The sequence below is a fragment of the Vibrio sp. MA40-2 genome (assembly GCF_047302445.1).
Classification (GTDB): domain Bacteria; phylum Pseudomonadota; class Gammaproteobacteria; order Enterobacterales; family Vibrionaceae; genus Vibrio.
In genome coordinates this window covers 773646-796432 of sequence record NZ_CP178627.1, presented here as the reverse complement: position 1 = coordinate 796432, position 22787 = coordinate 773646, and the positions used below count along the sequence as shown (strand labels likewise).

19 protein-coding genes and 1 pseudogene are annotated in these 22787 nt (G+C 41.2%); 8 read left to right on the top strand and 12 right to left on the bottom strand.

Features of this window, described 5'->3' with window-relative positions; translation table 11 throughout:
- Positions 1-259 precede the first annotated feature (259 nt).
- The gene (locus ACLKML_RS03460) at positions 260-1483 is read left to right on the top strand and encodes an MFS transporter (protein ID WP_413283674.1); all 1224 of its coding nucleotides are present in this window, start codon (positions 260-262) and stop codon (positions 1481-1483) included.
- A gap of 193 nt (positions 1484-1676) precedes the next feature.
- Here the strand turns inward: ACLKML_RS03460 and ACLKML_RS03455 are convergent, their stop codons facing one another.
- From ACLKML_RS03455 to efeO, 5 genes and pseudogenes are all read right to left on the bottom strand, one after another.
- Complete coding sequence (locus ACLKML_RS03455; protein ID WP_413283673.1) at positions 1677-2195, bottom strand: GNAT family N-acetyltransferase; 519 nt, start codon at positions 2193-2195, stop codon at positions 1677-1679.
- 380 nt (positions 2196-2575) lie between these two features.
- Positions 2576-3036 (bottom strand): annotated as a pseudogene (locus ACLKML_RS03450) (AAA family ATPase); the annotation flags it as partial.
- 315 nt (positions 3037-3351) lie between these two features.
- Positions 3352-5103, bottom strand: coding sequence for an FTR1 family iron permease (locus ACLKML_RS03445; protein WP_413283672.1), 1752 nt, complete (start codon positions 5101-5103; stop codon positions 3352-3354).
- Positions 5078-6337, bottom strand: coding sequence for an iron uptake transporter deferrochelatase/peroxidase subunit (gene efeB, locus ACLKML_RS03440; RefSeq protein ID WP_413283671.1), 1260 nt, complete (start codon positions 6335-6337; stop codon positions 5078-5080). Before efeB ends, ACLKML_RS03445 begins: the two co-directional genes overlap by 26 nt.
- Positions 6338-6340: 3 nt before the next feature.
- Positions 6341-7135, bottom strand: a complete 795-nt coding sequence (gene efeO / locus ACLKML_RS03435; RefSeq protein ID WP_413283670.1) for an iron uptake system protein EfeO — start codon at positions 7133-7135, stop codon at positions 6341-6343.
- 413 nt (positions 7136-7548) lie between these two features.
- Here efeO and phnD point away from each other — a divergent pair, with 413 nt between their 5' ends.
- Genes phnD through phnE (ACLKML_RS03415) form a run of 4 tightly spaced genes read left to right on the top strand, consistent with a single transcriptional unit; the run spans position 7549 to position 10872 of the window.
- Positions 7549-8490: a phosphate/phosphite/phosphonate ABC transporter substrate-binding protein gene (phnD, locus tag ACLKML_RS03430; RefSeq protein ID WP_413283669.1), complete on the top strand. Its 942-nt coding sequence runs from the start codon at positions 7549-7551 to the stop codon at positions 8488-8490.
- A gap of 8 nt (positions 8491-8498) precedes the next feature.
- Entirely contained in the window at positions 8499-9287 is a 789-nt protein-coding gene (phnC, locus tag ACLKML_RS03425; protein WP_413283668.1) for a phosphonate ABC transporter ATP-binding protein, read from the top strand.
- Between the two features lie 50 nt (positions 9288-9337).
- Complete coding sequence (gene phnE / locus ACLKML_RS03420; RefSeq protein ID WP_413283721.1) at positions 9338-10075, top strand: phosphonate ABC transporter, permease protein PhnE; 738 nt, start codon at positions 9338-9340, stop codon at positions 10073-10075.
- Positions 10063-10872, top strand: a complete 810-nt coding sequence (phnE, locus tag ACLKML_RS03415; protein ID WP_413283667.1) for a phosphonate ABC transporter, permease protein PhnE — start codon at positions 10063-10065, stop codon at positions 10870-10872. The genes phnE (ACLKML_RS03420) and phnE (ACLKML_RS03415) overlap by 13 nt, the downstream gene beginning before the upstream one ends.
- A 45-nt stretch (positions 10873-10917) precedes the next feature.
- Here phnE (ACLKML_RS03415) and ACLKML_RS03410 read toward each other — a convergent pair whose 3' ends face one another.
- The 4 genes from ACLKML_RS03410 to ACLKML_RS03395 form a co-directional block, all read right to left on the bottom strand.
- The gene (locus tag ACLKML_RS03410; RefSeq protein WP_413283666.1) at positions 10918-11415 is read right to left on the bottom strand and encodes a GNAT family N-acetyltransferase; all 498 of its coding nucleotides are present in this window, start codon (positions 11413-11415) and stop codon (positions 10918-10920) included.
- On the bottom strand, positions 11412-11684 hold the full coding sequence (locus ACLKML_RS03405) for a DUF1778 domain-containing protein (RefSeq protein WP_413283665.1): 273 nt from the start codon (positions 11682-11684) through the stop codon (positions 11412-11414). Before ACLKML_RS03405 ends, ACLKML_RS03410 begins: the two co-directional genes overlap by 4 nt.
- Positions 11685-12011: 327 nt before the next feature.
- Positions 12012-13565 carry an AbgT family transporter gene (locus tag ACLKML_RS03400; RefSeq protein ID WP_413283664.1) on the bottom strand — a complete coding sequence of 518 codons (1554 nt, stop codon included), beginning with the start codon at positions 13563-13565 and terminating at the stop codon, positions 12012-12014.
- Entirely contained in the window at positions 13565-14719 is a 1155-nt protein-coding gene (locus ACLKML_RS03395) for a M20 metallopeptidase family protein (RefSeq protein ID WP_413283663.1), read from the bottom strand. The genes ACLKML_RS03400 and ACLKML_RS03395 overlap by 1 nt, the downstream gene beginning before the upstream one ends.
- An 815-nt stretch (positions 14720-15534) precedes the next feature.
- Here ACLKML_RS03395 and ACLKML_RS03390 point away from each other — a divergent pair.
- Positions 15535-16902: an L-cystine transporter gene (locus ACLKML_RS03390; protein ID WP_413283662.1), complete on the top strand. Its 1368-nt coding sequence runs from the start codon at positions 15535-15537 to the stop codon at positions 16900-16902.
- A gap of 270 nt (positions 16903-17172) precedes the next feature.
- On the opposite strand, the gene tnpA is transcribed toward ACLKML_RS03390, so the two are convergent.
- The gene (tnpA, locus tag ACLKML_RS03385) at positions 17173-17628 is read right to left on the bottom strand and encodes an IS200/IS605 family transposase (RefSeq protein ID WP_413283661.1); all 456 of its coding nucleotides are present in this window, start codon (positions 17626-17628) and stop codon (positions 17173-17175) included.
- A gap of 77 nt (positions 17629-17705) precedes the next feature.
- On the opposite strand from tnpA, the gene ACLKML_RS03380 reads away from it, so the two are divergent.
- Positions 17706-19085 (top strand): RNA-guided endonuclease InsQ/TnpB family protein, encoded by a 1380-nt coding sequence (locus ACLKML_RS03380; protein ID WP_413283660.1) that lies wholly within the window; start codon positions 17706-17708, stop codon positions 19083-19085.
- Positions 19086-19319: 234 nt separating this feature from the next.
- Positions 19320-20927 (top strand): methyl-accepting chemotaxis protein, encoded by a 1608-nt coding sequence (locus ACLKML_RS03375; RefSeq protein WP_413283659.1) that lies wholly within the window; start codon positions 19320-19322, stop codon positions 20925-20927.
- Positions 20928-21044: 117 nt separating this feature from the next.
- Here ACLKML_RS03375 and ACLKML_RS03370 read toward each other — a convergent pair whose 3' ends face one another.
- Positions 21045-22031, bottom strand: coding sequence for a LacI family DNA-binding transcriptional regulator (locus ACLKML_RS03370; RefSeq protein WP_413283658.1), 987 nt, complete (start codon positions 22029-22031; stop codon positions 21045-21047).
- Positions 22021-22761 carry a copper homeostasis protein CutC gene (locus ACLKML_RS03365; RefSeq protein ID WP_413283657.1) on the bottom strand — a complete coding sequence of 247 codons (741 nt, stop codon included), beginning with the start codon at positions 22759-22761 and terminating at the stop codon, positions 22021-22023. The genes ACLKML_RS03370 and ACLKML_RS03365 overlap by 11 nt, the downstream gene beginning before the upstream one ends.
- Positions 22762-22787: the final 26 nt, after the last annotated feature.

Genomic DNA, 22787 nt, shown 5'->3' with positions numbered 1-22787 from the left:
CCAAATTTGATAGTCTTGATTTGGTAGAGAATGATTGACCGTACTGGCATCTAACAACATTTCTAACTATATGGCTAAATTCAGTGAGCCATTACAAGTAGTGTGTTGAGGCTTAACTAGATATAAGTATATGCATGCAAAGATCGGCGGTTTTCAAGCTACTTGTCGCCTCGAAAAAATATCTTGCTATCTTATTACTTATTTCGCTTAATGCAGCTTACTTAAAAAATAATTACTGGTTATCTATTAAAAGCGAACTATGAACAGTTATCTTTCTTTTATTCGTCAGCAATGGCCGATGTTGGCATTTGGTTTTATTACTATTTTTGTTGGTAATTTTGGTCAATCTTTTTTCCTTAGTTGGTACGGTGCTGATATCCAAAGAGAGCTGGTCATTTCAGCTATCGATTATGGTTTGATTTACGCTGTTGCCACACTTTGTAGCAGCGTAACTATTATGGTTGTTGGCGGTATGGTCGATAGTTGGCCCGTTCGTGCCTTTACCACACTTGTTACCATTATTTTAGCGGTAGCTTGTTTGTTAATGGCGAATGTTACATCACCTTTTATGTTGTTTTTTGCCTTTTATGCATTGAGATTAACAGGACAAGGTCTGTTACCACACACCGCTCAGACAACAATGATACGTTGTTATTCAAGTCAACGTGGTAAAGCCATCAGTATTGCGGGAAGCGGAGTTGCGATGGGTGAAGTTATATTACCTACTATGATTGTGTTACTTATTGGAAGCGTAGGTTGGCGATCCAGCTGGTATACATTGTCAGCTTTGGTTCTATTTCTATATTTGCCTGTTGCATATTATTTGTTGGCTAAAACCGATCAAGTTAAGGCATTAACTAAGAAAGTCCGTATCATAGGAAAAGGTAAAATAAAACAAGGACGTAGAGAGGTATTGGCCGATTGGCGTTTTTGGGCAATATTACCTTCAACGTTAGCGGCGCCATTTGTTGTTACAGGTGTTTTTATTCAACAAAATTTCTTATTAACAGAAAAAATGTGGTCACCGTCGTTATTAGCAAATAGCTTCGTTGCTTATGGTGTTATGCACTGGATAGGTTCAATGGTTGCAGGTGCATTGGTTGATAGATACGGTGCAAATCGTTTATTGAACTACTTCATGTTACCACTTATTGCTGGATTGATGACATTAACTTCTTTGGATCAAAGTTGGTCTGCAATTTTGTTTATGACGTTATTTGGTACAGGGATAGGGGCTTCAAATCCTATTATTAATGCACTTTGGGCTGAAGTATATGGTGTAGAACATATAGGGGCAATTCGCTCTATAATGACCTCCTTAATGATATTTTCGACCGCAGCCGCCCCGTGGTTTTTTGGGTTTTTTATCGAGTCAGGCTGGTCTAGTCGTTCATTTTTTGGCATGTTAACGACGGCAATGATGATCGTGTCAATAATAATCTTGCCTGCTCAACGCGTGTTTGCAAAACAAATAAATAAGTGAATACAATCAGTTAACACTATTTAGTGTACGCTCATATAATAGGAGTTTCCTACCGAATTAGCTAGAAAAGGATGTCAATAGATAGTGCTTCTGCATTTTACGCAAGTTATGATCACCAAGTGCTTGGAATTCTGTAAATAAGTGTATTTTGATAAGAGAGTAAACTCAATAATGCATTTGTATAAATATACCGCTACTCACATCGCACCCAGTATCTTGCCAGTGGATTAGTAAAAACTTTTCCCACAACGATATTTTCAAGCTTACCACCATTAGCTTCGATAACTTTACGCGATGCATAGTTGTCTTCGTCAGCAGTAATCAAAGCTTCATTGATACCAAGTGCTCTTGCTTTGGATAACGCAAGTTTAAGCATGACTTTGCCATACCCACGACCACGAGATGAAGGGGCAATATCATATCCAATGTGTCCCGCTTCCACTGATAGAAACTCGTTACCAATATTGTGACGAATTCTAATAACACCCAGAATGCTTCTCTGATTGTTTATTAGCCAAAAGTGATCACATGGAACATAATTATCTCGTAAGTTCACGCCATTTGATTCATCAGTTAAACGCTGAATATAAGTCGTAAAGTTAGTTGCACCATCTCTGTAATAGTCTGAATTTTCAGTATCTTTGTCGGCAAAGTCTTTGTAGAAGGCCAAGAATTCTGATTTAAACTCTGATGAAGGTAAAACTAATTTCATGCTATTTATTTCCTTGTTGTATAAGGTTTTTTGACAGAAAATCCGTATTTTCTTTCAGTCTATAATGCTCTCAGCAGCTATGTAATTCAAGCCGCATTCGTAAGTTAAATGGCGATTTTACATACATGAGCATTTGACCTAAATGATGAAGGTGGGGAAAAGGAAACGCATTATGTGGCAGTGCAAAGTATATGATAAATCAAATAATCAGCATGTAGCGTCTTCGTTGAATCAGAACTGACGTGAAAACTTTTGCCCAAATACAATTTACAACGTGGTTTTTAAACAGCTAATACTCGCTTATGGTGGTTAGTTTAGGCTTCAATACTAGATTGTTTTTGAAAGCCCCGCTGGGGCTTTCTGTTTCTTTTGTCACTAGCCTAATTTTTGTCTAGATCATTCAAATGATCAAGTAAGTATTCTGTGTAGTAAAGCGGCATCACTATGTGCTTTTTCTCTGTTGCTGGAGAGCCTTGAGTACCTGTAAGTTTGATTGTCTTGTGGGGCTTGCACTTCTCGATGTAGGATTGCAATGATTTCGCACGGGTTCGCTTACCGCTTTTGACTTCTACAGGTACGATACGACCTAGGTCATCAGCGATGACGAACTCTATCTCCGCTCTTGCATCTCCCCAAGAGAAGCTTGGTTCAATAGCCCTACATCAAAGAGAAATAGTTTAACCGTATTTTCCTTCTGATAAGCAGCTAAAGGAGAACGAGGCTGTCCTTCAATAGGATGGTTTTTTAAAGCAAGCCGACACTTGTGAAGCCATGTGATCGCACTTTCATATTCAGCATAGCGAGACTTGCGTTCGTGAACTCCCTTGAATTTAAACCGTTTATTTTTGATTGGTTGCTTCACAAGGAGATCAATGAGCGCAGTGATAAAGCCCTAACGGACTTTCAGATGCCAGCCTTGAGTTTATTTTTAGTGATGATAGAAGAAAAGATAATAATAACCAATGGTACCGCATATTAAGCAGGACAATCCTTTGTACTACCTTGTCACACCCAGCAGAGTTATGAGTGGCAGATGATTGTTTGGCTTGTCATAGCAAGTTATCGCAGTTTTCATTGATGGTTTGTCGATGGTTAAATAAAGGGTGTTGCACGTTCATACATCACCCTTTTGTTGAGAGTTTTTCTTTTACTGTCGCTATGCGGGCTGCGGTATTTTCTTATGTTGCCAATAAATTGATGCAAGGATGATAAGCACATAAACTAAATGTGCAATCACGGTTTCAATAGTAGGGTAGAACCCGATAAAGTTAATCGTTGGCAGATAGTTAAGCACATGGATATTGATGCTGCTTGTCAACTGTAGCGCATGAATACTTACGCCTAACATCTTGAATGCCAAGAAGTAGACCAACCAAGTGAAGATCTTAAAGATGACTGGAGTAGGCAGTTTGACTGATGTTTTTAAGATGGTTATTGTGACGACAGCAAGCACTCCAATGGCAATGACAATGCCAAGTATGAACTGGCTAAACTCTATTTTAGGTAAAATACCCGCATAAAATAGAATGGTCTCCGCGCCTTCTCTAAACACAGCAAGGAAGCTTAAAGCGGCGAGAGAAAAGAAGCTTCCCGCTGTTAGTGCGTTCGTGGTGTGTTTTTGTAAAAAACGTTTCCACGATTGTGCCGACGATTTTCCGTGTAGCCATAATCCCACAAACAGCATCATTACAACGGCGATTAACCCCACCACACCTTCTAATGTCTCGCGTGTGGTTCCTGCGATATTGGTGGGTAAGAAATGCACGAATGCCCATGCGAAAGCTAAGCTAGTGACCAGTCCAGCTGTCGCACCACCAACCACCCAACGTTGTCCGCGTTTTTGTTGTGCGGCTTGCATGGATGAAAATAGAGCAATCACGATTAATAGTGCTTCTAAACCTTCTCTTAATAAGATCAGTGCTGCGTCCATTGCGGTATAGTTCGCCGTAGGGTTTAACGCGGAAAGATCAGTAATGAGCTTCTCTAAAGTTGCTTGGCTTTTGCTGTTGCCGTTTGCTGCAATAATGAGTGGCAGTTGGTTTTCAACTTTGGTGTACAAACTTGGTGCACGAGTGCTTACGTCGCTTTCAAACACTGGCCAGTTTTTAATAAAGGTCAGTATGTGTCCATTCCCTGTATCATAATGTTGCTGCTGATAATCGCTTAACGCTGTGTTTAGCAGAGCGATACCTTCCTCAAGCCCCATATCACTATTGCTTGTGGCAATGGTTTCACCATTGTTAAAGCTTCTCAGTGTGTCACCTAGATTGTTGCTTTGTTGCTTAATTTCATCCCATGATAGCGTGGTGCGCGCTTTTGCAACATTTAATAAGGCTAATGAGGTTTCTATGCGACCGTAATGCCCCATACTGGTCTCATGAACGACGCGCTCACGTTTTGCCCAAGCGCTATTAAAAGTGCGGAATGTGCTTTGCAATTGTGCTATATCCTGCTCTTCAATGGCTTTAGCCATTGCGTCGTATGTGGGCATTACGCGTTTAATAAATTGTTTGCGCATCGAAGCGTAATCAACTGGGTTGACGTAATTCTCAAGCTGGATCAAAGAGGAAGAGAGCGCAGTTAAATTTTCAACTGATGGGGTTTGCTCTGCGATGCTTATGGCGGTAAAGACATTTTTCTTATTGGCGGTATCTGCTATGGCTAGGCGATTAAGATAGGCGCCAACCTCAGCAATGTTTTGCTTGGCAGCATCAATGTCGCCACTTTTGCTGGCTCCAATGGCGTCTGATAGCGCAATATAAGCAGGTGAGAAATTCACTTTATCGGCTGCAAACACGGATGTGCTTGTAGCCAATGATACGGCAACCATGTTACATAGCAGCATTGCGTAAACAATAAACTGCTTAGAAAGGCGAATAAGACTAGCCTTCAAGTAAAGATTGTCCAATGTACTCTCCTTCTTTTACGCCTCTGAAACAAGCAAAAAGACCACTACCCACGTGCGTGATGTATTCATTCATTTTATCGATATTGCCAAAGGCGTTTTGTATCGCAATGAACTGCTGCGGTGATTTTTGAAATGAAATAAATAACAAACCAGTGTCATACTGGCTGGTCAGTGTGTTGATTCCGCCGGCATAAGAGAACGAACGGCGTAATAGTTGAAGCCCTGTTCTGTGTGCTAGGTGGACATGGGAATCCGTTGGCATCACAGGTTGACCTTTTTCGTCTTTTAATGTCGGGTCAATCATTTCGAACTCGTTTTTTTGTCCCATAGGTGCACCGTGAACTTTATCACGTCCAAAGGTGTTCTCTTGTTCGTTGTAGCTGGTGCGATCCCACGTTTCTATGTGCATTTGAATACGACGAACCACCATATAGCTGCCACCATCCATCCAATCTGGACCATCAGTCCAAATGTGCTTATCGGCGTCTTTCAAGGTGAGGGCGTTGGCAGTACCATCTTTAAAGGCGAACAGGTTACGCGGCGTGTGGCTTTTTTTATCGTAAGAATTAAACCCGTTTTGTGCCCACAGCATGGAAACCATGGATGTTCGCGCATAACGAACTAATTGTCTTATGGCGTGAAACGCCACTTGTGGATCGTCGGCGCAAGATTGAATACAGATATCGCCGCCCGTGTACTGCTCTTTCAGTTGATCACGTGGAAAGTGTGGTAGAGGAACAAATTCAGCTGGTGATTTATCTTGTAGTCCGACCTTTTGTATAAAAGAAGGCGTAATTCCAAAAGTTAGCGTGAGATTGTATGGGTGCAGGCTGTCGGCTTCGCCTGTATCTGCTGGCGGCACAAACTTGTTTTTGCTGTAAGGTGCAATGTTTTTACCTTGTGTTAGCAAAGCGGATTGCCTTGTCCACTCTTTAAACAATTGTATGACGGCTTGTTTGTCAGGGTTATCAAGCTTTAACACCATGAAATAAATATGACGCTGAGCTGGTGTCACAATACCAGCCTGATGCTTACCATAAAATGGCACATGCCCTTCGGCATAGGAAGGGACATCGGATTGCGCGGTTTCTTGTGCGATGTTTTGATTGGTTTGTGCCGCAATTGCTTTCCCCAAAAGAAGGGAAGAGCCGCCAATAGCCGCTCCTTTTAGCAAGCGACGACGCGATAAACTGGATGGTTCAACAGACGTCTTATTTTGTCGTTCACTTGTCATTGTTTACTCCAGAATGATACCCATTTGAGCTAAAGGTTCGCCTAATTTGTTAACGGCTTCTGCAAGACCTGCGATTTCAGATTCAGTTAACTCTGTATAGTATTTGAATTCGTCGCCCACTTTTTGATCAGCAAGTAGTTGGTTTACTTCTGCAAAACGTGTATCCAGTGTTTTCACTAGGTCAGCATCGATTTGAGTCAACTTCGGCTTAAAGATATCGAAGATTTTCTCCGCGCCGTCGATATTGCCTTGGAAGTCATAAAGGTCAGTGTGGGAGAATATTTCTTCTTCACCAGAGATTTTGCTTGTAGAGACTTCGTTCAACAAATCCACCGCACCTTGAACCATCAATTCTGGTGTGACTTCTACTGTAGATACTTTCGCGCGCAGTTCTTTCACATCAGACATTAGCTGAGCGGTGTATTTTTCTGTGCCGTCGGTTGTATTGTTCACCCAAAGGATTTCTTCAATTGGGTGGAAGCCTGTCCATTCTTCGTTTGGTTCTAAATCCGCTTTACGCGCATCAATACGAGGATCTAAATCACCAAAGCTTTCTGCAATTGGTTCCGCAGTTTCAAAGTTCATACGAACGATAGGGTATAGCTTTTTAGCTTCTTGTAAGTTGCCTTCGTTAAGTAAATCAACAAATTGTTGAGTTTGAGCCACAAGCGCGTCGATTTTATCAACCGCAAACGTTTTGTATTCTTGTCGTTCAGAATCAACATTAGGCGCTGCTTGAACTGCTCCTGCCAAGCTTACCGATGCGAATAATGCGAAAACTGTCTTTTGGAAGTGCATAAATACCTCTTCATGAGAATGATAATGATTAACAATAACAATTGTACGAAATTCTACGATCAATTGTAAATTTGTCAATTATTTTGTTTCAAAATGTAAATTTTTTGCATTGGAAAGGTATTAAGTACAAATGATAGAGAGTAATAACAGAGTGAGAGCGCCACTTAGCATAGGATTTGTCTCGGTATAACATTGTCAAGTTAAAATTATATGGGAGTGTTTCCATATGAGCATTTATAACTATCCAGTTTCTGGATAGTTTTAGGTATATGAACATTGTATTACAGGGACTTAATTCATATTTATGTAGCAAAATGGTAATGCGCTGGTTGTAGTCTTCGTATCAAACGTTACATGCGCAGATCAATATATAAATTTGCGAAGACTCAGCTACTTATTAAGGGCGATACAAAATGAAACCTCTTTACGCATTTGCTTTTGCGTCATTGCTAGCCGCGAACACCGTTCATGCAGAGTTCTCTCTGGATAGTCGTTATGTTGATAATGACAACGATTTGGTGGCAGATATTCCAACCGATAAGTCTAAACTGCTTGACCCAAGCACACTTATCTTTGCTTATACACCGGTTGAAGACCCATCAGTATACGTAGATGTGTGGTCCAATTTCCTTGAGCATATGGAAAATATTACCGGTAAAAAAGTGAAGTTTTTCCCAGTTCAATCAAATGCCGCTCAGATTGAAGCAATGCGTGCAGGCCGTTTGCATATTGCTGGTTTTAACACCGGTTCGAATCCTCTTGCGGTTGCTTGTGCCGGTTATCGTCCATTTACTATGATGGCAGCAAAAGATGGTTCATTTGGCTATGAAATGGAAATCATCACTTACCCTGGTTCTGGTATTCATTCACCAAAAGACATAAAAGGTAAGAAGTTAGCATTCACTTCTCAAACTTCAAACTCTGGTTTTAAAGCACCGTCTGCTATTTTGAAAGCAGACTTTGACCTTCTTCCTGAGCGCGATTTTGAGCCAGCATTCTCTGGTAAGCATGATAACTCAGTGCTTGGTGTTGCGAACAAAGATTACCCAGCAGCGGCAGTGGCTAACTCGGTATTGAATCGCATGATCGCACGTGATGTGGTGAAGAAAGAACAGATCAAATCTATCTATAAGTCTCAGACTTTCCCGACAACAAGTTACGGTATTGCGTACAACCTAAAGCCTGAACTTCAGGAAAAAATCAAAGAAGCCTTTTTCTCTTACAATTGGGAAGGCAGCAAACTGCAAGAAGAATTCAAAAGCGAAGGCCAGTTCTTGCCCATTACCTTTAAAGAACATTGGAATGTTATTAGGAAGATCGACGCAGCAAATGGTGTTGCATATACCTGTAAATAGGCTTTATTTTGCTAAAAATAGAACATCTAAAAAAGCGTTATAAAACCGGCCCTTGGGTACTAAAAGACATCAGTTTTGAGGTGCCAAAAGGTGAGATTGTTGGACTTATCGGCCCTAGCGGGGCAGGTAAATCTACACTTATCCGTTGTATTAATCGCTTGATTGATCCCTCTGAAGGGAAAATTTTTCTTGAAGACACCTGTTTGAGTAAACTCTCCACCAATCAAATTAGGCAACAGCGCCGACATATTGGGATGATTTTTCAGGAATACGCGTTGATAGAAAGACTCAGTGTCATGGAGAACGTGTTATCTGGTCGACTCGGTTATTTACCTTTTTGGCGAAGCTTTTTACGACGTTACCCTCAACAAGATATTAATAATGCCTTTGAATATCTCGAACGGGTGGGTCTGATTGACCACGCAAATAAACGAGCGGATGAACTGTCGGGTGGTCAGCGTCAGCGTGTCGGCATTGCCCGAGCTCTGGCTCAGACTCCGAACTTATTGTTAGTCGATGAGCCCACAGCAAGTCTGGATCCTAAGACGTCAAGACAGATCATGCGTCTTATTCAGTCAATCTGTCGTGAAAATGGATTGCCTGCCATCATTAATATCCACGATGTTCCGCTAGCCGTGCAGTTTGTGGATCGCATTATCGGACTTCAGGGTGGCGAACTCGTCTTTGATGGCAAACCGAGTGAACTGACCGAAGAGGTACTGACTCGTATTTATGGCGATGAAGATTGGCATGCGGTAAAACCTGATGAAGATCAGGATTGCGAGGAGGCGGCTTGATGCGAACCTGGCAAAGACCTCACTTTCTTGTTCCGGACCGACGCTGGAGAATGGCGCTTTGGGTACTGTTTTTTCTCTATCTAGTGATAGGAGTAGGCAGCGTAGAAGTGAACTGGTTGCGTGCCTACGAAGGACTGGAAAGAGGCATGCGTTTCCTTGAAGGCTTTTTGCAGCCCGATTTTACCAGTAGGGCAAAAGATATCTATGCCGGCATATATGAAAGCTTGACTATGACGGTAACCTCTACTGTTGCCGGCATATTGCTTTCTCTACCTTTTGGTTTGGGGGCGGCGCGCAATATATCACCAAGACCTATTTATCTGTTCTGCCGCAGTTTTATTGCGATATCTCGTTCAATGCAGGAACTTATCGTCGCAATTTTCCTTGTGGCTTTGTTTGGCTTCGGCGCTTTTGCGGGCTTCTTAACCCTTACTTATGCCACGATAGGCTTTTTAGGTAAGTTATTGGCAGAAGAAATTGAAGGGATTGATCGCAAACAGCTCGAAGCGGTTAGCTCAACGGGGGCAACCTGGTTGCAGCGCTTTCATATCGCCATCTGGCCGCAGGTGACGCCACGTATGATTGGTCTGTCGTTTTATCGATTTGATATCAATTTCCGCGAGTCAGCGGTCATTGGCATCGTTGGTGCAGGTGGTATTGGTGCCACTTTGAATACCGCAATTGATCGCTATGAGTACGACTCAGCAGGGGCGATACTGATTTTAATTATTCTCATAGTGATGGCCTGTGAGTACCTTTCTGGATGGATTAGAAAATGGGTCAGCTAGAACAAAATAAATTATGGAAAAGCAGAATAAACCGTCAGGCATGGATTGTCTGGGGGGGTTGGTTCGTTATTGTATTATTAACGGTTTACTGCTGGATCATTATGAACGAAGAGACAATGTGGATCTTTGTTTATGATGCTCCTGAGCAGGCAGCTGATCTGATTAGCCGTATGTTCCCACCGGATTGGATGTACGTCAATAAGCTATATAAGGCACTGTGGGATACACTCAATATCGCGACACTTGGTACGTTATTGGGGGTTGTGCTGGCTTTTCCGGTTGCTTTTTTGGCCGCAAGAAATACGACACCTTCAACGGTGTTTATTCGTCCGATAGCGTTGTTTATTATTGCCGCTTCACGTTCAATCAACTCATTGATTTGGGCGTTACTTTTAGTCGCAATTTTGGGGCCGGGTATTTTGGCCGGTATCATCGCCATTGGACTTCGCTCTATTGGATTTATCGCTAAACTGCTATACGAGAGCATTGAAGAGATAAACAGTACCAGTCTTGAAGCGATTGAATCTACAGGCGCTTCACGCTTGCAAGCCATTGATTATGCAATTATTCCACAGATATTACCTGCGTTTCTGAGTATTGCGATTTTCAGATGGGATATTAATATCCGTGAATCGACAATATTAGGGCTAGTTGGCGCTGGGGGGATTGGGTTATTTTTATCATCATCACTTAATGTTCTAGCCTGGCCTAAAGTGACGCTGATCATCATCGTTATTTTGGGTACAGTGGTAATCTCTGAATTCCTGTCTGCAAAAGTCCGTGATTTATTGATTTGATGCTATGAGATTTGCTGTTCGTTCAATCGTAGAGAGTACCGTTAACTAGCCTAAGCTTGCTCTCACATTAGCAATGGTGATAAAGAGTTTGTTTTCAGCGTCTTGAAATGCTTGAAAACCATAACGTTCATAGAAATGTTTTGCACCGTCTTTGGCATCAACGATAACAACTGGAAATGCAACGCTATCACTAGCCGCTAATAGTTTTCTGAGGGCGTCTATAAGCAGCCACTCACCAAAGCCTTTTCCTTTGTATCGGCTATCGACAGCAATACGGGCAATCAGACCACCAGAAGTGGATGATTGGTGCTTTTTTTGTAACTTATCGGGCAATGCCTTAAAGTCAATTGGCGTCATTGTTAGTGTGTAAAAGCCGATGATATGTGAGTTGTCGTTATCATCTTCTAAAACAAACGTTCTGGTGTTGTCTTTCTTTGCTTGCTGGCTCGCCATTACTTTCAAATAATTATTGAGAGCTTCGATGCTACAGTTGAATCGGTTTCTATCATGCTTAGCTTTATCTAGAAGTACCGTATTCATCATCGAGTTTTGCTCTCGTATCGTTCAGAAGCCGCTTTTAGTTTTGAGTTCTGTGTTGCAGGACGGTCTAAAGCGTCCATTAGTAACATAGCATCAGCTTGGCTCAGTTTTAAAGCTTGTTCGCGTTCGATGACTTGTTTAGCTTTTTCGATTGCTGCACTTAAAACAAATGAGTTAATACTAGACATGCCAGCGATTGCGGCAGCCTTAGTAAGTAAATCTTGTGTATCAACATCAACTCTAGCCGTGATGCGAGGCAAGCTAGTCGCCATAATGTTATCTCCTGTTGTGTCAAAATGTCACATGAGTATTATGGTCTTAAAGTGTGCAATAAGCAATTTGTGTGTCACTTTGGTACGAAAACTAATTGGGCGTTAGCAATATGGAGTATTTGTGAGCTGTGATTCTATACATCGATTTAGAGTTATTACGTATAACTATTCTTGGTATCAATATTTGATCAAATGTCTAAATTTGAAACAGAGAGAAATGCGATGAATACTGCTACAAAATTACCAAGTGTTGAAGAGTGGTAAGTCGCTTACAAAAAAAGGGCAAGATACTCTCTATGCCCTCATTCAATATGATGAAACTTTTACTTAGTTAATGTACATCGATACGCCAGGACCAACATCTAGACCAAGACCTGTCCACAATAGTAAGAACGCGGTCCAGAAGACAAGGAAACCAATCGCAAGAGGTAGCATGGTTGCCATTAAGGTGCCGATGCGTAATTCTGGTTTATAGCTTTGCATGTATACCAGTGCGACACTGAAGTACGGCGACATTGGAGAGATAATGTTGGTAGAACTGTCTCCAATACGGAACATGGCGAGTGTGAATGCTGGGTCAATATTCAATTGCATTAGCATTGGGATGAAGATTGGTGCAAACAGAGCAAATTGTGCACTGCCACTGGTCATAAAGACATTACAGATACAAGTAATCAAGATGAAGCTAATAATTAATGCATAGCCATCAAATCCTACCGACTGTAAAAAGTGAGCACCTTCAAAAGCAACTAAGTTACCAATGCCTGTCCATTTAAAATAAGCAATAAATTGAGCGATAGCTAAAAATAGTACCAGTGTGGTTGCGAGCGCTTTGACTGATTCCGCCATCAACGCTGGTATATCTTCTACTTGCTTAATTTTTCCGACTGCTTTGCCGTAAATTACCCCTATTCCTAAAAAGTAAAAAAACATGAATGGAACCAGGCTTTTTAGAAACGGTGAAGGAATTAATCCGCCATCGGCATTTCTTAGCGCGGAAGATTCAGGTAACACTAGCGCTAATACAAATGCAATGTAACCCAGCGTAAACCAAGCCACGCGTTTTAAGCCTAACTTTTCATCTGAGGTCATATCGACATCAGCGGTTGGCTGTTCTTTTTGCATGCTGGATATTGGGTGTATTTTGTTCAGACGTGGTTCGACTACTTTATCTATGATAAGCGTACCAACCGTGGCTAGGACAAATACTGAAGCGGCGACAAAATAGTAGTTATCTACCGCACTGACGTAGGCATCAGGATCGACGATTCGAGCCGCATCGGTTGCTATTCCGGCAAATAAGGCATCACCGACGGTGATAAATAAGCTGGCATCAAAGCCCGCTCCAGCGGCTGCATATGCGGCGGCGGCACCGGCTAATGGGTTGCGGCCAACGCTATGAAAGACCATAGCGACCAGTGGGATAAGAATTAGGTAGTTGGCATCTGACGCGATAGAACCACAAATACCTGCGATAAATACGCAAAACGTTAATAAGTGATGCGGTGCTTTGGCAACGGTCTGGGTTAACAAAGTGGATAATAAACCCACTCGCTCAGCTAAGCCAATCCCTAGCATTACGGTAATAATGGTACCAAGTGGTGGAAAGTTGACAAAGTTTTTCACGAAATTCGTGAACATATAAGCAACCCCATCACCAGAAAGCAATGATTTAATTGGATAAGTTTCTGCGGTCTTAGGGTTATAAGTGTTGACGCCAAAATAGTTCAATATGGCCGAAATGACCATGACAAAAATGGCAAGATATACAAACAGTAAAAACGGATGCGGTAATTTATTCCCTGTCGTCTCTACCCAGGCTAAAAAGCGGTTATCTTTGATTGTGTCCGGTTGCGACGGTAGTTTTTCTGTCTTTTCCATTAATTATCTCTCCCTAAATAAAATTGTGCTATATCCATATACACTTGTCGTGCTACTGCGATGTTGTTGTCGTTGAAATCGTAATGCGGGTTATGTAAGTAAGCGGAATCTTCGCCATTACCAATAAAGAAATAACACCCCGGCCTTTCCAGTAAGTAGAAGCTGAAATCTTCTGCGCCCATTGTGGGCATATAGTCAATTTCCAATAAGTTATCGCTATCGAAGCTATCTTTACATGCATGCATCACATCGGTGGTTTCTTGGCGATGATTGACGAGTGCGGGAATGGATAGCAAATTGATCAACTCGTACTGACAATTGAATTGTTCACACACACACTTCAAAGTCTTCTCAATTTCATGAACCAATAGCTCATCGGTTTCTTTATGATCCGAACGTACGCTTAAGCTCAGTTGTGCGTGTGAGCTAATAACATTATGTCCTTGTCCTGCATGGAACTCTGAAACCGTTACCGCAGCGGAGTTGAGCGGAGACAGCTTTCTAGATATGACGGTTTGAACTTGAGTGACAAAGCTTGAACCGGCAACAATAGGATCATGTGATAAATGAGGCATGGCAGCATGCCCACCTTTGCCAGTAATATTGACGGTCAGGCTGGTATTGCCTCCCATCGCCGGACCTGATTTGACAAACACAAGCCCCTGTTTAAAGCCGGGTCTATTGTGGTAGCCAAATATTTTATCGACTCTAGGATTTTCAAGCACGCCATCATCGATCATTGCTTTGGCACCGGCTCCGCCTTCTTCGGCAGGCTGCATAATAATCACAATGGTGCCGCAATATGAGTCTTTGGCCTTCATTAATGATTCTGCTGCACAAAGTAAGCTCGCTGTGTGCCCATCATGGCCACAAGCGTGCATTTTTCCTTCATTTTGAGATTTATGCTCAAAGTCATTCAATTCTTCAATTGGGAGCGCGTCTAAATCGGCACGAAAGGCAATCGTTGGTCCCGGCCTGTTGGTATTGAGTACCGCTTTTACACCAGTTTTTCCTATTCCAGTGGTAACTTGGTAGCCTAGGTTAGTTAAATGTTCAGCGACTAATTTACTTGTGTTGAACTCCTCATATTTCAGTTCAGGATTGCGATGAAGCGCTTTCCTCATTTCGATGTATTTGTTTATATCTGTGTCCATAACCATCCATGTTGTTGATTTAATGTTATTTTAGTTTTCGTGATGTTAATCCATTTGATTTCACTTAACAATGTTTCATATTAAATAAAAAAATAAGCTTTAAGTGAAAATGGAAATAGGGAAGGTTATTTTTGTTGTTACTCTTAACTTCTTCTTTTTTAAGAGGTGGTACACATCGTTGTGTGGAATATGTACGAACGATACTCACATTATGAACATACTAAAGTCAGGTAAAAAAAATGTTAAATACCTTATGTATATGACCAAAAAAACAAAGAATATGGATAATGTGAGTAGGTATGAATGGAGTTAGCCTGTATTCATATTCAATTCAAAACATTTAAATAACAATTTATTTAAATCAATAAATAAAAATTAGTGCAGGGGATTTAATTTATCGATAACTATTTTTACTAAATATAATTTCATATTATTTGATTTTGCATAAACGGGAAATGAAGGGTGAATTTATTGCTACATTCAGTGCGATAGGATTCAATAATGCTTTCAAAGTTTCCCAACACTCGTCGATTGTGAGTAGAGTTATACATTCGTTCGAACGGTTTTTTTATGTTTGATAGCGTCAGCGTGTCGAAATCAGTTTAGTTAAGCAAATGAATATAGCGATAATTGTTAGTTCTATAACTATATATTCCAGTGTTCTTGCTTAATTATTGGCTATAACTCTGTTTTTAATGCCATTTTGTTCTATTTAATAAATAAATGTTCTTTTCCCTTCTGTCATAAAGCGTTATGTTTCCGCCCCCAAGCCTTGTTTAGGTATTCACACATTTATTTTTTGTAAGGAACTCACTATGTCGGTTTCAATATTGGCAGCCTTAGCGGTTTTTGTTGGTATTTTATTCTTCCTATTTAGCCAACAACAAAAAGCGCACTCGTTATCACGACTGGTTTTCTTTGGTTTGATATTGGGCAGCTTATTTGGTCTCGCTATCCAACTTATATTCGGTGAAGGTAACCCTGCCATCAACTTTATACTTGATTGGGTTAAAGTAGTGGGTAACGGTTATGTCGGATTGTTGAAAATGGTGATCATGCCACTTGTTTTAGTGTCTATGATCTCGGCAGTAGTGAAGCTTGAAAAGGGCGGCTCACTGGGTAAAATTTCCGGTTTAACTATTTCAATCCTATTATTCACCACTGCGATTGCTGCATTAATTGGTATTTTGGTTGCACAGGGTTTTGGACTGTCTGCTGAAGGGCTTACCGAAGGTGCTCGCGAAACGGCGCGAATTTCAATTTTAGAGACTCGCTCTGAGGCTGTGAGTGATTTGACCATTCCACAAATGCTGATTAGCTTTATTCCGACTAACCCATTTGCAGACCTAACGGGCGCGCGTTCAACTTCTATTATCGCGGTTGTTATTTTTGGTGTTTTAGTTGGCATCGCTGCGCGTAAAGTTATGGCTGAAAAAGTAGAATACGAAGACGTGATTCGTCGTAGCGTTAACGCGATTCAATCGATTGTGATGCGTCTTGTTAAAATGATAATGGCGCTGACACCATACGGGATTGCGGCGTTAATGACCAAAGTGGTGGCTACATCCAATGCGTCAGATATCCTGAATTTATTAGGTTTTATCGTGGCTTCTTATGTGGCGATATTATTGATGTTTGTTGTCCATGGGTTGCTTGTTTCTTTAGTTGGTGTGAGCCCGAAAGAGTACTTTAAGAAAATTTGGCCTGTCCTTACCTTTGCATTTACTTCTCGAAGCTCGGCTGCGACCATTCCGCTAAATGTGGAAGCGCAAATCACTAAATTGAACGTGTCGCCTGCTATTGCAAACTTGTCGGCTTCTTTTGGTGCAACTATTGGGCAAAACGGATGTGCAGGGATTTATCCTGCTATGTTGGCTGTCATGGTGGCTCCAAGTGTGGGGATTGACCCAACTGATTTACATTTTATCGTGTCATTAATCGCCATGATCACCATTAGTTCATTTGGTATAGCTGGTGTTGGTGGTGGGGCAACATTTGCGGCCTTAATTGTTTTACCTTCAATGGGCTTGCCTATTACTATTGTCGCGTTATTGATTTCAATTGAGCCGTTAATTGATATGGCAAGAACGGCGTTGAATGTGTCTGGTGCGATGACAGCAGGCACCATTACTAGTCGAGTCTTGGATCAGAAAGCGACAGAAAGCGAAATGCAAAACGCATAAAAACCGCTTACAACATTGAATATAAGCCGTCATTTACCACAATGACGGCTTTTTTATTTACTTATACGTATCACTAGCGCGATAATAGCGGTTAATTCAGTCATCGTATCCGTTGTAACAACGGTTTTTATATTACGTTTAAGTCGGTTTGAATAAGGACGAGCCCTCAGAGCTCGGCTTTAATTCTGTCACCAGTAAGGTTACGTGTCTTTATTGAACATAAAGCTTTCGCAATCTCGCCCTTTTAAGGGCGAGTCAAGCAAGAGGTAACTAGTCTTTTTTGTGACTTAAAGCGCGTGATGTCTTAATAGCCCTTTCACTTGGTGGTGTACTTTGGTTTTCGATGTACTGCTTAACCACATCCAAACTCGCACCACCACATGACACGACACAATAGCTAGGCGACCAAAAGTGATTGCCCCAAAGCATTGCCTTTATGCGCTCCCAATACTCGCGCCTTAGCATGTATGACGATTTTCCTTTCAGCTTACCAACCAAGTTCGATACAGCTACCTTTGGGTGAATAGACACCATCAAGTGAACGTGATCATGCTCACCACCGAACTCCAATAATTCGCAATCCATCTGCTTGCATGTTTCTTCCATTATCGCCTTGGTTCTATCCAGCATCTCTTTAGTGAAAACACCTTTACGATACTTAGTAAAAAAGACTAGATGTGCATTATTTTTAAAAAGGCAGTTTCTGCCTGTTCTCCATTCGTACATATTAACAATAGACTAGATTGACAGGTTGGCAATCAGTGTAATAACATTCACTGCAAATGACAACCAACGGAACTACCATGCTAACTGGCATCAAGCTACGAGCTAACCCTACATCCAATCAAAAACTGGTACTAAGTCAGTGGATGGGCTGTGCGCGTAGTATTTGGAATGCCAAAGTCGATGAAGAAAGGTATTACCGTACTTTTGCGCGTAAGTATTATCCAATTGGTACTTATACCCCTATTGATCAGAAAGCATCGCAATTCAAATCTAAAGAGCTATCACCTTGGCTCTATCAGTGTCCTAGCCAGATAATCCGCAACAGTGCTGTTAACTGGTATCAGACTTACCAAAAGTTCATGAAAGGCGCGTGTGGACGACCTAAGCGCAAGCCTAAAACTGATCGCGGTAGCATCTACCTTACTCGCGAGGTGTTCCGCTTCGACCGTTGCGAAGATGGCAATTCACGCCTATTTATCGGCACGAAGACTAACAATATTGGTTACTTATCTTTTAAAGCTCATAGTAAGTTCGAGATCCCGAACTCGCTTTATGTGCGTAAAGAGCGTGGTCAATATTATGTGTCTTTCTGTTATGAGAATGGTAATAGTGAAGATGGGTTGTCTAGCAATTCTGAGCATTTAGCGTTCCTGCAAGGTTCAACAAAAGAGTATCTGGAAGAAAGCGTTATCGGTGTAGACCGTGGTGTTGCCATCCCTGCTCATGCTGGCTCAATGACGTTCGACTTCTGTGACAATCAGAAAAAGAAGATGAGCAAAGCTGATCGCTATATTAAGCGACTACAGCGTAAGTTGGCGCGTCAGGTAAAAGGCTCAAATCGCAGGAACAAGACTAAGCACCGTATTGCTACGCATCATGCTAAAAAGGCGAACATACGTAATGATTTTGCGCATAAAACAAGTCGTTCATTAGTCGATAGTCAAGCTAAGGTTATTGTGTTCGAGGCTCTAAGAACCTCAAGCATGACGCGCAAACCAAAGGCAAAGCAGGACGAACAAGGTCGATATGTGTCAAACAAAGCCAAGCAAAAGGCAGGGCTAAACAAGTCCATCTTAAATGTTGGTTGGCACATCATAGAAACCTACACGAAATACAAGGCTTACCAAGCAGGTAAAGCCGTATTCAAAATAAATCCAGCCTACACCAGTCAGGAGTGCGCCAAGTGCGGTCCCACTCACCCCGACAACCGAGAATCACAAGAACTATTTGAGTGCGGTAACTGTGGAAACACTGACAATGCAGATAACAACGCATCACTGGTCATTAAAAAACGGGCAATTAATCTAATATTAGACACTGGAACGGTGTTGTCTGACGATGGAGTTCTACGAACGAAGTCAGATAGTGGACGTGGAGGCAATCGTAAGACTAGCCGAGCCAAAAGCTCGACTAGCGGTGTCCAACGAAGCGTCAAAAAAGAAAAGTTAGCGGCTTAGGCTGTTATCTTGGAAGCTCGCTGCTTTACCTGCGAGTAGTTCACTAGTCAGATTTGATGTCGAGTCTGGCAAAAAGTTAAAGTGGAATAAGAGGAGAGATTGTAAAGTTATTACTTTTTTTGCCGATAAAGGGATTGATAAAGGCAATTAACATGACATTTCAGGTTTAATGGTATCAATATTAACGGCTGACAATGAATACGAATTATCATATATGTAGTAGGTATGGATATCATGACAGATAAAGAAAGAACATTTGGCGAGAATGCCACACTCATCTCTGTAACGAATTTGGATGGTGTTATCCAATATTGCAACCGCGATTTTATTGAGATTAGCGGGTACAGTGAAGATGAACTTATAGGTTCCCACCACAATATTGTTCGGCATCGTGATATGCCTAAAGCCGCATTCGAAAATTTATGGTCGACGGTTAAGGCAGACAAACCGTGGAAGGGGATGGTAAAAAATCGATGTAAAGATGGTGGCTATTACTGGGTTGAGGCGTATGTAACACCAATATTTGAAAATGGCAAAAAAATAGGCTATCAATCTATTAGAAGTTGCCCATCTCGTAAACAGATAACTGATGCTCAATCTTTATATTCTAGTTTGAATGCAAATCCTCAAAAAAGAATGCCAAAACCTAACTTCTTATCGACGTTAACCTTGTCATCAAAGGTCAATACTATTGTGAGCTTGGTTTTTATCTCGATAGTTTTGATGGAATGGCACAATGGTCAGCTTTTGAGTTCTGATTTTGTCCACATAGCCTCTAATCTATGGATACTATGTTTATTTGGTATTTTACTATACGTAATAAACGCGGATGTTATTAAGCGCGTCAATCAGTTAACGGCGATTATTAAACGTATTTCATCTGGAGATCTGACTGAAAGAGTCGACATTAGTCAGCAAGATGAAATTGGTGAAGCGTTGGTGTCGGCGAAAATGCTTCAGGGCAGGCTTAAAGCGGTTATTGGTCGATTCGGTGAGTCATCTCAAGATTTGCTCCAAGCAACGGATGTGCTTAGTGCAACTAGTACCACCACAAAAGAAAGTATGAATGTGCAGCATGTTGAAACTGAGTTAGTGGCAACAGCGATGGATGAAATGAGTGCAACCGTTTCTGAAATTGCTCAAAATACATCACGGACCTCAGAGCTTGCAGCACATGCCAATACAGCAACTGACAATGGAAAAGTAGTCGTTTTATCTACTAAAGACACGATTCTAAATCTTTCGGAAAGCTTATTACTTATTTCTGAGTCGATAAACGAATTAGCAAGCGAGTGTCAACAAATTAGAGATATTACTGATTCTATTAGCGGCATATCAGAGCAAACGAATCTATTAGCACTCAATGCTGCGATTGAAGCGGCAAGAGCAGGAGAGCATGGTAGAGGATTTGCGGTAGTTGCCGATGAAGTAAGAGTATTGTCCTCTAGAACGCAGCAGTCTACCGTAGAAATATCAACGATGATTGACCGACTGCAACGTGGAAGTAGTCAGGCTGTTGAGGCGGTAGAGGCGGGGCTAGAAAAGGTAAACTTTTCTGTAGAGCAGATACAACAAACTGAAAATGCGTTTACTGATATCGCCAATTCAGTTGTTGATGTCAATGACATGAATATGCAGATAGCCACAGCCGCAGAGCAACAATCTAGTGTAGCAGAAGAGATGAATCAAAACGTCACTTCAATAAGTAGTCATTCTTATAAAACGATGGCGAATGTTGAAGCATTGGAAGAGGAAATAGTAACATTAACAAAAATGTCTGAATCTCTAAAGCTCCAACTCAATCAGTATAACCTAGGGGATACCTCATCTATAACTTCTTGATGTAATATTTGAATGAGTTGCTGTCGAAAGAGCCGTAATTTTTGGCCGCTAGTGTGCATTTGGTTTGGAGAAGCTAATTGTGGGCTAATATGTCTTTCATTTTGCATTAAGGTAGCTTTAATCTCGGCAATAAAATGTTGTATCAACAGTTAAATGTCTCGATTGCTTATTTTTGAATGTATTTTTACGTAATAAACTGGTTATTTTTTTAATAAAAGAATCATTACAGTATCCAATGGACGAAAAACGATAGCTTCCTCTTTGGGAGAATTGGGTATTATCAAATCCGTAGATAAATTTCTTGTTAACGATATCGGGTGAGTTATTGCGAAAAAAATCAACCGCAGCCATGGCCATGGCATCCGATGTGCAAAAAATACCTAAATTATCTCTATCTTGCTGCGGTTGAGATTCTAAATATTGAGTCGCTAATTCATATGAGTAGTCGCAGTATGCTAATTCCACAATATCGATATGATGAGTCTTCATTGCCTGCTGGTAACTTTTTATTCGTTCTTGTTCTGTCGATGATGTTTGTCGGCCACATAATAGTAGCGCTTGTGAAATAGAACGTTGATTGGCATTAAGAATGGCTTCTTCTATGCCCAAGGCTTCATTTACTGTGACAGAAAAACCGGATTCAATTTTTCTGCCATTAAGCATGATGACTTTATCGGTATAAAATAGAGTGGGAGCCTCTTCTGGCTGAATCAAATCAGAAAAAATTAAAGCAGCATCTACTCTATGCACGAATGGGTTTCGCTTGATTTCCGTGATATCTTCTTCTGAACGGAGCCGGATAAATAACGCTTGTTTTTCTAATGCTTGAATAGCTTGAATAAGTGGATCGAAAAGAGCAAGGTCACTTATGTCTGCAATGTGGTTTACTACGATAGCAACCAAGCCTGTTGATTTGTCTCTCAAGCTTTGAGCAAATGGGTTGGCGACATAACCCAACTCTTCTGCCGCTTTGAGAACTCGAATCTTTTTTTCTGCCGCAATGGGTCTATTTTTTCCTGAAAGGGCGCGAGAAGCAACAGCTTTAGAAACGTTAGCCAGTTTGGCTACATCATCTAATGTTGGTATTGATGCTTTATCTCTCATTGAATTGTGTCACTATCTTTTTTATTAATTGGAAGTCGGTAACGTCAATAAAATTATCGTTAATAGAGTTTGTACCCATGCTGGCATTTGAAAAAGAGACCATTTTACTGGTCTTGGATTTCTTACCCGATAAATGCAATTCAGTGGCGTCGGTGTCGTTAATTATGAGCATCGCATTGTCATTGTTTATTCCACATCCAGGCATTACGGTAATTCTGTGAGCAGATTGCTGGACTAGTGCTTTTATGCACTCTATTCCGTTTACCGCTGTATCTGCACCACCGGACGTTAGTACTCTTTCACAGCCTAAATCAATAAGAGTTTCTAACGATTTAAATGGATCTTGAACTAAGTCGAATGCACGATGGAAAGTGACGCCCATATTATCTGCGGTATTTACGAATTTTGTTACCGCGCGCGTGTCAATTTGAGCATCTGAAGTCAGCGCTCCTATGACTATGCCATTGATACCTATCTCTTTAAAAAACTGTATCTCATCACACATCATATCTATTTCTCTGTTCGAGTAAAGAAAGTCACCACTTCGAGGGCGGATCATAGCATAAATTGGTGTATGAGAATTTACTGCAATGGAGGTAAGGCCATAAGTAGGTGTCAGTCCACCTAATAATAAGGCGCTACAAAGCTCAATTCTGTCAGCGCCAGCTTTTATTGCATTGTCAAGAGACTCTATATTATCAACACAGACCTCTATAGATATTTTATTCATAGGTAAATTGACCAAAAAATTGTTGA

What these genes read in the sequence shown, in the direction of transcription:
- ACLKML_RS03460 (WP_413283674.1), top strand. Translation starts at nt 260, where the DNA reads ATGAACAGTTATCTTTCTTTTATTCGTCAGCAATGGCCGATGTTGGCA.
- ACLKML_RS03455 (WP_413283673.1), bottom strand. Translation starts at nt 2,195, where the DNA reads ATGAAATTAGTTTTACCTTCATCAGAGTTTAAATCAGAATTCTTGGCC.
- efeB (WP_413283671.1), bottom strand. Translation starts at nt 6,337, where the DNA reads ATGACAAGTGAACGACAAAATAAGACGTCTGTTGAACCATCCAGTTTA.
- efeO (WP_413283670.1), bottom strand. Translation starts at nt 7,135, where the DNA reads ATGCACTTCCAAAAGACAGTTTTCGCATTATTCGCATCGGTAAGCTTG.
- phnD (WP_413283669.1), top strand. Translation starts at nt 7,549, where the DNA reads ATGAAACCTCTTTACGCATTTGCTTTTGCGTCATTGCTAGCCGCGAAC.
- phnE (WP_413283721.1), top strand. Translation starts at nt 9,338, where the DNA reads ATGGCGCTTTGGGTACTGTTTTTTCTCTATCTAGTGATAGGAGTAGGC.
- phnE (WP_413283667.1), top strand. Translation starts at nt 10,063, where the DNA reads ATGGGTCAGCTAGAACAAAATAAATTATGGAAAAGCAGAATAAACCGT.
- ACLKML_RS03410 (WP_413283666.1), bottom strand. Translation starts at nt 11,415, where the DNA reads ATGATGAATACGGTACTTCTAGATAAAGCTAAGCATGATAGAAACCGA.
- ACLKML_RS03405 (WP_413283665.1), bottom strand. Translation starts at nt 11,684, where the DNA reads ATGGCGACTAGCTTGCCTCGCATCACGGCTAGAGTTGATGTTGATACA.
- ACLKML_RS03400 (WP_413283664.1), bottom strand. Translation starts at nt 13,565, where the DNA reads ATGGAAAAGACAGAAAAACTACCGTCGCAACCGGACACAATCAAAGAT.
- ACLKML_RS03395 (WP_413283663.1), bottom strand. Translation starts at nt 14,719, where the DNA reads ATGGACACAGATATAAACAAATACATCGAAATGAGGAAAGCGCTTCAT.
- ACLKML_RS03390 (WP_413283662.1), top strand. Translation starts at nt 15,535, where the DNA reads ATGTCGGTTTCAATATTGGCAGCCTTAGCGGTTTTTGTTGGTATTTTA.
- tnpA (WP_413283661.1), bottom strand. Translation starts at nt 17,628, where the DNA reads ATGTACGAATGGAGAACAGGCAGAAACTGCCTTTTTAAAAATAATGCA.
- ACLKML_RS03380 (WP_413283660.1), top strand. Translation starts at nt 17,706, where the DNA reads ATGCTAACTGGCATCAAGCTACGAGCTAACCCTACATCCAATCAAAAA.
- ACLKML_RS03375 (WP_413283659.1), top strand. Translation starts at nt 19,320, where the DNA reads ATGACAGATAAAGAAAGAACATTTGGCGAGAATGCCACACTCATCTCT.
- ACLKML_RS03370 (WP_413283658.1), bottom strand. Translation starts at nt 22,031, where the DNA reads ATGAGAGATAAAGCATCAATACCAACATTAGATGATGTAGCCAAACTG.
- ACLKML_RS03365 (WP_413283657.1), bottom strand. Translation starts at nt 22,761, where the DNA reads ATGAATAAAATATCTATAGAGGTCTGTGTTGATAATATAGAGTCTCTT.